Genomic DNA, 9,354 nt, shown 5'->3' on the forward strand with positions numbered 1-9,354 from the left:
CAGGTCCGAGCTGTTGTTGCTCATGGACGGCGTCGAGCGGCTGGCGCGGGCCCCGGTGCCGCTGCGCGTGGCCGGGCTTCGCCTTGTATTTCAGGGTGCGCTCGAGGCGAAACAACGCGACGGTGGCCGCGTGGGGGTAGACCTCGATGGCCCGGCGCGCGGCCGGTGATCGCGGGTCCGCGTCCAGGCCGAGCGCCACGGCCAGCCGGCCCGCGCGGGGGCCGTCGACAAACTCGGGTTTGCCGGTATTGCAGGGGTGCGCGCCGGCCTCGTACCTGCGGAAATCGCGGTTGAGCGCCGCCTCGGCGGGACGCTGCCCGGTCGGATTGTTCACCACCAGCGGCGCATCGAAGGCGACCACGCAATCGCCGCGGACGTAGGGAAGCAGGGCGGCCAGGATCTCGTCGTCGTCGCGGACCGCGCACACCCTCACCAGGGCGCCACCGGAGTCGACGACGGCGACGCCGGTCGGGTTGCGACCCGCCCAGGCGAGGTCGACGCCGGCGAAGTACATCCGCATAGGCTATGGCCGCGACCGTAAGCTGTGTGTTCGTGAGGACCAAGTGAGCATTCCGAATGTGCTGGCCACCCGGTACGCCAGTGCCGAGATGGTCGCGATCTGGTCGCCGGAGGCCAAGGTCATCGGCGAGCGCCGGCTATGGCTGGCCGTGCTGCGCGCGCAGGCCGAACTGGGCGTCGCGGTGCCTCCCGAGGCGATCGCCGACTACGAGCGGGTGATCGAGGACGTCGACCTGGCCTCGATCGCGGACCGCGAACGGGTGCTGCGCCACGACGTAAAGGCGCGCATCGAGGAGTTCAACGCGCTGGCCGGTCACGAGCACGTGCACAAGGGCATGACCAGTCGTGATCTGACCGAGAACGTGGAGCAACTGCAGATCCGGCGCTCGCTGGAACTGGTCTTCGCGCACGGCGTGGCGGTCGCGGCGCGGCTGGCCGAGCGGGCGGTGGCGTATCGCGACCTGGTGATGGCCGGGCGCAGCCACAACGTCGCCGCGCAGGCCACCACGCTGGGCAAGAGGTTCGCCTCGGCGGCCCAGGAGACCTTGATCGCGTTGACCAGGCTGCGCGAGCTGATCGACCGTTACCCGCTGCGCGGCATCAAGGGCCCGATGGGCACCTCGCAGGACATGCTCGACCTGCTGGACGGCGACGCGGCCAAGCTCGCCGAGCTCGAGCGGCGCGTCGCCGAATTCCTGGGCTTCGCAACGGTATTGACCAGCGTCGGGCAGGTGTATCCGCGTTCGCTGGACCACGACGTGCTCTCCGCGCTGGTGCAGCTGGGCGCCGGACCGTCGTCGCTGGCGCACACCATCCGGCTGATGGCCGGCCATGAACTGGTCACCGAGGGATTCGCGCCGGGGCAGGTCGGTTCGTCGGCGATGCCGCACAAGATGAACACACGCAGCTGCGAACGGGTCAACGGTCTGCAGGTGGTGCTGCGCGGTTACGCGTCGATGACCGCCGAACTGGCGGGAGCGCAGTGGAACGAGGGCGACGTGTTCTGCTCGGTGGTGCGCCGAGTCGCGTTGCCGGACAGCTTCTTTGCCATCGACGGCCAGATCGAGACCTTCCTGACGGTGCTCGACGAGTTCGGCGCCTATCCGGCGGTGATCGACCGCGAGCTGGACCGCTATCTGCCGTTCCTGGCCACCACCAAGGTGTTGATCGCCGCGGTGCGCGCCGGCGTGGGCCGCGAGGCCGCCCACCACGTGATCCGCGAACACGCCGTGGCCACCGCGCTGGCCATGCGCGAGCGCGGCGCCGAGCCCGACCTGCTGGACCGGCTGGCCGCCGACGATCGGCTGCCGCTGGACCGGGCGGCGCTGGACGCGGCGCTGGCCGACAAGAAGGCGTTCACCGGCGCCGCGGGTGACCAGGTGGACGAGGTGGCGGCGCAGGTGGACGCGCTGGTGAACCGCTACCCGGACGCGGCCAAGTACGCCCCGGGTGCGATCCTGTGACGCTGGCCGGCGCGCTCGCTTCGATCGACTTCACCGATCTGGACAACTTCGCCAACGGTTTTCCGCACGAGCTGTTCGCCATCCATCGGCGAGAGGCGCCGGTGTACTGGCACGCACCGACCGATAACACCCCCGATGGTGAGGGCTTCTGGTCCGTCGCCACCTACGCGGAAACGCTTGAGGTGCTTAAGGATCCGGTGACCTACTCCTCGGTCACCGGTGGTGCCAGGCCCTATGGCGGGACGCTGCTGCAGGACCTGGCGATCGCCGGCCAGGTGCTCAACATGATGGACGATCCGCGGCATTCGCAGATTCGGCGACTGGTCAGCTCCGGGCTGACGCCGCGGATGATCCGCCTGGTAGAGGACGACCTGCGGGGCAGGGCGCGCCGGCTGCTGGACGCGGTGGTCCCGGGTGAGCCGTTCGACTTCCTGGTCGACATCGCCGCCGAGCTGCCGATGCAGATGATCTGCATCCTGCTGGGAGTCCCTGAATCCGAACGGCATTGGTTATTCGAGGCCATCGAGCCGCAGTTCGATTTCGGTGGTTCGCGCAAGGCTTCCCTGTCGCAGCTGTCGGTCTCCGAAAGAGACGCGGCGGCCGGGTCGCGGATGTACGAATACGGTCAGCAGCTGATCGCGTCCAAGCGTGCAAACCCGACCGATGACATGTTGTCGGTGGTGGCCAACGCAACGCTCGACGACCTCGATGGTGTTGACGCGTCGGCACTTTCAGATCTCGAGCTGTACCTGTTCTTCAGCTTGTTGTTCAGCGCCGGCGCGGAGACCACCCGCAACGCGGTCGCGGGCGGCCTACTGGCGCTGGCCGACCACCCGCACCAAATGCGGTCGCTGCGCGGCGATCTCGGGGCGCTGCCCACGGCCGTCGAGGAGATGGTGCGGTGGACGTCGCCGTCGCCCTCCAAGCGGCGCACCGCCACCCGCGACGTCACCCTCGGCGGTCAGTCGATCGAGGCCGGGCAGAAGATACAGATCTGGGAAGGCTCGGCGAATCGCGACGCCGTTGTGTTCGAGCGCGCCGACGAATTCGATATCACCCGAAAGCCCAATCCGCACTTGGGTTTCGGTCAGGGTGTGCACTATTGCCTGGGCGCCAACCTGGCCCGGTTGGAGCTGCGGGTGCTGTTCGAAGAGCTGCTGGCCCGGTTCGGCGGGGTGCGGGTCGTCCGGCCGGTCGAATGGGCCCGCAGCAATCGCCACACCGGCATTCGGCACCTCGTCGTGGAGCTTCACGAGGGGCCGTGACGATCCGGTTCGCCGACATCAGGCCCTCACCCGATGTGTTCGCGGCGGTGATGGCGACGGGAATCTTGTCGATCGGCGCGCACAATCACGGCTACCGGTTGATCAGCGACACGATGGGCGTCATCGCCACCCTCGGGCTGTTGTTGCTGGTCGCCCTGGTCGTGGCGAAGGCCTGCGAACCGGGCCAGGGGCTGGGCTGGGATCTGACCGATCCCGACGTCACCCTGCGGCTGATCACCTTCATGGCCGCATGCGCGGTGATCGACACGCGCTTGTCGTCCAACGCGTGGGTGGCGCGGGTGCTCGGCGTGGTCGGCCTGACGTCCTGGTCGATCCTGGTCCTGTTCAGCGCGCGAAACATGTTGGGCCACCGGTGGCCGGAGCTGCGCGACCGCGCCCACGGCGCCTGGCAGCTGGGCAGCGTGGGCACCTCGGGTCTGGCCATCGTGATCGCGCGGGCGGCCCGGCAGACCGGCCATCACTGGTGGCTGGCGGTGGCCGTGGCCGGCTGGGTGGCGGCGCTGTGCATCTACGGCCTGATGACCTGGCTGACGATGTGGCGGGTGGTCAACGAACGGCAGGACCGGGACGGCTTCGAACCCGACACGTGGATCCTGATGGGCGGCATGGCGATTGCGACGTTGGCCGGCGACACCATCCACGCGGTCGCTCCCGGCTGGCTGGCCGGGCCGGTGCGCGGGGTCACCGTCGTGACGTGGGTGACGGCCACCCTGTGGATACCGCCGCTGATCTACTTCGCGCTGCACCGCATCAGGCGGCACCCCAACATGCTGCAGTTCGCCGGTGTGTGGTGGGCGTTCGTTTTCCCGTTGGGCATGTACTCCGCGGCCAGCTGCGCCATGGCCATCGAGATCGGGCAGCGGTCGCTGCTCACCGTTTCGCTGGTGTTCTTCTGGGATGCGTTGGCCGCATGGATCATTGTGGTCGTCGCCGGGCTGCTGCTGTTAGCGCGGGCGATGCTGCTACGCCCCGCGGATCGCGATGCCGGCCGACCGTAATTCGAGCGCGACCAGCGCGCCGATGGTGACCGGATCCTCGCGGCGCCACCCGCCGACCGGGTCCGCGCTCACGGCGATCAACTTCCGGGCCGGCCGGTTGGTCAGCGCCCGCAGCGCCAGCAACTGCGCCCCGGCCGGCGTCGCGGCCAGAGCGGTCACCGTCAACTTGCGCCGAAAGAATCGAAGCCGCAGAAAAAACCACGGGAGCACCGCGATGAGGATCGGGACCGCGACGACGGCCATCGCCAGCAGCACCGCGAGCCAGCTCGCCGCGCTGTCCAGATCGTGGCCCGCGCCCGCGATGTCCAGCGCGGCATGGCTCGCGGAGTTGAGCGGCTTGCTGACCGTGTCGCCCACCACCGGAATGTGCTGCGCCTCGTGGCCGGCGGACGCGAGGTTGCCGGCGATGCCCTTCGCGCCGCTCTCGACCTGCCGCCCGGCGTCGGCGATGGTGGCGATGGCGTCGTAGACGGCCAGCCCGACGAGCAGCCACAGCAGGGTCCACACGACGACGGCGAGATCGCTGAACAGCTGGACGGCCAGCCGGCCGGGTCGGGTTGAGTAGGGCAGAAACCGCGGTGTCATAGCCCCGATCCCAGCACAAACCCGGTTTGCAGGTGCCCGATAGGCTGACCGGATGCCCGCACTGTCCGACTATCAGCACCTGGCCAGCGGCAAGGTCCGCGAGCTGTATCGCGTCGACGACGAGCACCTGCTGCTGGTCGCCACCGACCGGATCTCGGCCTACGACTTCGTCCTGGACAGCACCATCCCGGACAAGGGCCGCATCCTGACCGCGATGAGCGTCTTCTTCTTCGGCCTCGTGGACGCTCCCAACCATCTGGCCGGGCCGCCCGACGATCCGCGCATCCCCGACGAGGTCCTGGGCCGCGCGCTGGTGGTGCGTGAGCTCGAAATGCTTCCGGTGGAATGCGTGGCGCGCGGCTACCTGACCGGCTCGGGATTGCTGGACTACCAGGCGACCGGAAAGGTCTGCGGCATCCCGCTGCCGCCCGGATTGGTCGAAGCCAGCAGGTTCGCTGAACCGCTGTTCACTCCGGCGACGAAAGCCGCACTGGGCGACCACGACGAGAACATCTCCTTCGCGCGGGTGATCGAGCTGGTCGGCGCCGTGCCCGCCAACCAGCTGCGCGACCGCACCCTACAGATCTACGTTCAGGCCGCCGATCACGCGCTCCGGAAGGGAATCATCATCGCGGACACCAAGTTCGAGTTCGGCACCGACCACGACGGCAACCTGCTACTGGCCGACGAGATCTTCACCCCGGATTCGTCGCGGTACTGGCCGGCCGACGAGTACCAGGTCGGCGTCGTCCAGAACAGCTTCGACAAACAGTTCGTCCGCAACTGGCTGACCGGCCCCGAGTCCGGCTGGGACCGCCACGGTTCCCAGCCCCCGCCGCCGCTACCGGAGGACATCATCGCGGCCACCCGCGGGCGCTATATCGAGGCCTACGAACGCATTTCCGGATTGAGCTTCGCCGACTGGATCGGTCCCAGCGCATGACCGAAACCCAACGAAACGGGTCGGTGCCCCCCGTCGCCAAGCGGGTGGAGACTCGGCGCGAGCATCACGGCGACGTCTTCATCGACCCGTATGAGTGGCTGCGCGAAAAGACCAATCCCGAAGTCATCGCCCATCTCGAGGCGGAGAACGCCTACGTCGATCAGATGACCGCGCACCTCGAGCCGCTGCGGCAGCAGATCTTCGCCGAGATCAAGGCGCGCACCAAGGAGACGGATCTGTCGGTGCCCACCCGGCAGGGCCAGTGGTGGTACTACGCGCGCACCTACGAAGGCAAGCAGTACCGCGTCCAGTGCCGTTGTCCGATAAGCGGACCCGACGACTGGGACCCGCCGATCCTGGACGAGGACACCGAGATCCCCGGCGAGCAGGTCCTGCTCGACTCCAACGCCGAGGCGCAGGGCCACGAATTCTTCTCCCTGGGCGCCGCGACGGTCAGCCTGGACGGGAACCTGCTGGCCTATTCGGTCGATACCCTGGGCGATGAGCGGTACACGTTGCGGTTCAAGGACTTACGCACCGGCGAGCTGTACCCGGACGAGATCGCCGACATCGGGGCGGGCGCCACCTGGGCCGCCGACAACCGCACCGTGTACTACCTGACCCTGGACGCCGCCCACCGTCCCGACAAGGTGTGGCGGTATCGGGCGGGCTCGGATGCCGAACCGGAGCTGGTGTATCACGAAGCCGACGAAAAGTACTGGCTGGGCGTGGGTCTCACGCGCAGCGAGGCCTACGTCTTCATCGCCTCGGGATCCTCGATCACCTCGGAGTATCGCTACGCCGACGCCGCCGATCCGCAGGCATCGTTCACGGTCGTGCTGCCGCGCCGCGAGGGTGTCGAGTACGCGGTGGAGCACGCGGTCATCGGCGGGCAGGACCGGTTCCTGATCCTGCACAACGACGGCGCGGTCAACTTCACTCTGGCCGAGGCGCCGGTCAGCGATCCGACACAGCAGCGCACCCTGATCCCGCACCGCGACGACGTCCGGCTCGACGGGGTGGACGCTTTCGCCGGCCACCTCGTCGTCGGCTATCGCCGGGGGGCGCTGCCCCGGCTGCAGCTGTGGCCCATCAACGCCGACGGCACGTACGGCCGGCCCGAAGAGTTTTCCTTCGACTCCGAGCTGATGTCGTCCGGGCTGGCCGGCAATCCCAACTGGGCTGCGCCCAAGCTGCGGATCAGGGCCGGATCTCTGGTGATCCCGGCGCGTGTGTATGACATCGACCTGGCCACCGGTGAGCGCACGCTGCTGCGCGAGCAACCCGTGCTCGGCGACTATCGGCCCGACGACTATGTGGAGCGCCGTGACTGGGCGGTCGCCGATGACGGAACCCGGGTCCCGGTGTCGATCGTGCACCGCGCCGACATCGAATTCCCGGCGCCCGCATTGCTTTACGGCTACGGCGCCTACGAGCTGTGCACCGACCCGAGCTTCTCCATCGCCCGGCTGTCGCTGCTGGACCGCGGCATGGTATTCGCGATCGCCCACGTGCGTGGGGGCGGTGAAATGGGCCGGCTGTGGTACGAGCACGGCAAGCTGCTGGAGAAGAAGAACACCTTCACCGACTTCGTCGCCGTCGCAAGGCATTTGGTGGACTCTGGTGTCACCCGGCCTCGTCAGCTGGTCGCGTTGGGGGGTAGCGCCGGCGGTTTGTTGATGGGCGCGGTGGCCAACCTGGCGCCGGAGCTCTTCGCCGGAATTCTCGCGCAGGTCCCGTTCGTCGACCCGTTGACCACCATCTTGGACCCCTCCTTACCGCTGACCGTCACCGAATGGGACGAATGGGGAAACCCATTGGCGGACAAGGACGTCTACTCCTACATGAAGTCCTATTCACCGTATGAGAACGTGGCGACCAAACGGTACCCGGCGATCTTGGCGATGACGTCGCTGAACGATACGAGGGTCTATTACGTCGAGCCGGCCAAGTGGGTCGCGGCCCTGCGACACGCCAACGGCGACGGCAGTCCGGTCCTGTTGAAGACCCAGATGAACGCCGGGCACGGTGGCGTCAGCGGCCGCTACAAGGCGTGGGAGGAGGCGGCGTTCCAATACGCGTGGCTGTTGGATGCCGCCGGGGCCCAGTCGTCGACCTAGGCCGCCGCGCGTCAGTCGCCGACCGGCGGGGTCGGTGGCTTCTTGGGCAGGAACGACGCCGGGATGATGGTGAACGCCACCAGCACGACGGCCAGGACGAACACCACCGCGTAGGCGTGCGCCAAGTGGTGAGACACATGGCTGGCGAGATCGGGGGCAAGCTGCTGGCGCGGGACGGCCGACGGGTCGACCGGCAGGCCTCGCTTGCCGGTGCCGGCGCGCACCCCGCCCATCTCGTTCGCCGCCATCAGGGCCTCGTTGCGGTTGAACTGATTGGTCAGGATCACCGCCATCAGCGCGGCGCCGATGGACCCGCCTACCTGCTGGTTGACGCTGATCAGCGTCGTCCCGCGGGCGACCTGATGTGGGGCGAGCGCCTGCATGAGCGCCGCGGAGAGCGGCGTGGTGGTCAGACCGATACCCAGCCCCATGATCGCGAGCCCCGTCACCAGGACCGGTGAGTAGGCGGCCTGGCTGGCGACTCCGTAGGTGAAGACACCCAGGCCCACCGCCATCAGCGGCAGGCCGACGAGCACGATGTTGCCCGGGCCCCGCCGGTCCATGAAGGCGCCGCCGAGCGGCATGGTCAGCACCGCACCGATGCCGATCGGCAGCATGTGCAGACCCGACTGCATCGGCGTCTCGTGGCCGACGATCTGAAAGAAACTGGGCACCAGCAGGCCGACGCCCACCGAGGCGGCCCCGAACACCAGCAGCGTCACATTGACCTGGGTTACCACCGGGTTGCGGAACAGCCGCAGGTCGATCAGGGGGTGGTCGGTCCGGTACCAGGCATGCAGGACGAACGCGACGATCAGGCCCAGGCCGACGAGCGCGGGCACCAACACGTAGCGGTCGGCGATGGTGTGCCGCCCCGGGATGGAACACACCCCGCACAAAAAGATCGCCACGCCAGGCGAGAGCAGCAGCGCGCCGGTGATGTCGAGGGCCTCCGAGGGGGCCGAGCGGTCTTTCGGGAACATGATGGCCGCGAGCGCGAACGCCGTCAGCCCGATCGGCAGGTTGATCAAAAAGATCCATTTCCAGCCGTACGCGCCGATCAGCCAGCCGCCCAGGATGGGCCCGCCGATGGGGCCGAGCAGGATCGGGATTCCGCCCACCGCCATCAGGCGGCCGACCCGCTTCGGTCCCGCCTCGCGCGTCAGGATGACGAAGCTCAGCGGTAGCAGCATGCCGCCGCCGATGCCCTGGACCACCCGAAACAGGATCAGCAGCAAGATGTTCGGCGCTATCGCGCACAGCAGCGATCCCAGCGTGAAGATCAGCACCGAACCCATGAAAAGCCGTTTGGTGCCGAACCGATCCGCCGCCCACCCGGTAACCGGGATCACCGTCGCGAACGCGAGCATGTAGCCGGCGATCGTCCATGAGACGACGGCCTGCGTGGACCCGAACTGCGCGATGAAGGTGCGCTGCGCG

At 68.2% G+C, this 9,354-nt stretch carries 8 protein-coding genes; 5 read left to right on the forward strand and 3 right to left on the reverse strand.

From position 1 onward, the window contains the following. A partial coding sequence (locus A5622_RS18100) for a DUF429 domain-containing protein (protein ID WP_156753002.1) occupies positions 1-514 on the reverse strand: 514 nt, incomplete at its 3' end. Between the two features lie 49 nt (positions 515-563). Between A5622_RS18100 and purB the strand changes: the two genes are divergently transcribed. Genes purB through A5622_RS18115 form a run of 3 tightly spaced genes read left to right on the forward strand, consistent with a single transcriptional unit; the run spans position 564 to position 4,266 of the window. Next, positions 564-1,982 (forward strand): adenylosuccinate lyase, encoded by a 1,419-nt coding sequence (purB, locus tag A5622_RS18105; RefSeq protein ID WP_066880401.1) that lies wholly within the window; start codon positions 564-566, stop codon positions 1,980-1,982. Continuing rightward, the gene (locus tag A5622_RS18110; protein WP_066880403.1) at positions 1,979-3,247 is read left to right on the forward strand and encodes a cytochrome P450; all 1,269 of its coding nucleotides are present in this window, start codon (positions 1,979-1,981) and stop codon (positions 3,245-3,247) included. The genes purB and A5622_RS18110 overlap by 4 nt, the downstream gene beginning before the upstream one ends. Next, positions 3,244-4,266, forward strand: a complete 1,023-nt coding sequence (locus A5622_RS18115) for a tellurite resistance/C4-dicarboxylate transporter family protein (protein WP_066880405.1) — start codon at positions 3,244-3,246, stop codon at positions 4,264-4,266. Before A5622_RS18110 ends, A5622_RS18115 begins: the two co-directional genes overlap by 4 nt. Here the strand turns inward: A5622_RS18115 and A5622_RS18120 are convergent. After that, entirely contained in the window at positions 4,231-4,851 is a 621-nt protein-coding gene (locus tag A5622_RS18120) for a hypothetical protein (RefSeq protein WP_066872213.1), read from the reverse strand. The two genes, A5622_RS18115 and A5622_RS18120, sit on opposite strands and share 36 nt — an antisense overlap. Before the next feature lie 52 nt (positions 4,852-4,903). Here A5622_RS18120 and A5622_RS18125 point away from each other — a divergent pair, with 52 nt between their 5' ends. Beyond that, on the forward strand, positions 4,904-5,794 hold the full coding sequence (locus A5622_RS18125) for a phosphoribosylaminoimidazolesuccinocarboxamide synthase (protein ID WP_066880407.1): 891 nt from the start codon (positions 4,904-4,906) through the stop codon (positions 5,792-5,794). Continuing rightward, positions 5,791-7,914: a S9 family peptidase gene (locus A5622_RS18130; protein ID WP_066880410.1), complete on the forward strand. Its 2,124-nt coding sequence runs from the start codon at positions 5,791-5,793 to the stop codon at positions 7,912-7,914. Before A5622_RS18125 ends, A5622_RS18130 begins: the two co-directional genes overlap by 4 nt. Positions 7,915-7,925: 11 nt before the next feature. Here the strand turns inward: A5622_RS18130 and A5622_RS18135 are convergent. Next, a partial coding sequence (locus A5622_RS18135; protein ID WP_066880412.1) for a DHA2 family efflux MFS transporter permease subunit occupies positions 7,926-9,354 on the reverse strand: 1,429 nt, incomplete at its 5' end.

This window comes from Mycobacterium sp. 1245801.1 (genome assembly GCF_001673055.1).
In the GTDB taxonomy this organism is placed as follows: Bacteria; Actinomycetota; Actinomycetes; order Mycobacteriales; family Mycobacteriaceae; genus Mycobacterium; species Mycobacterium europaeum_A.

Coding starts and splice junctions, on each gene's coding strand:
- A5622_RS18120 (WP_066872213.1), bottom strand. CDS start 4,851: ATGACACCGCGGTTTCTGCCCTACTCAACCCGACCCGGCCGGCTGGCC.
- A5622_RS18125 (WP_066880407.1), top strand. CDS start 4,904: ATGCCCGCACTGTCCGACTATCAGCACCTGGCCAGCGGCAAGGTCCGC.
- A5622_RS18130 (WP_066880410.1), top strand. CDS start 5,791: ATGACCGAAACCCAACGAAACGGGTCGGTGCCCCCCGTCGCCAAGCGG.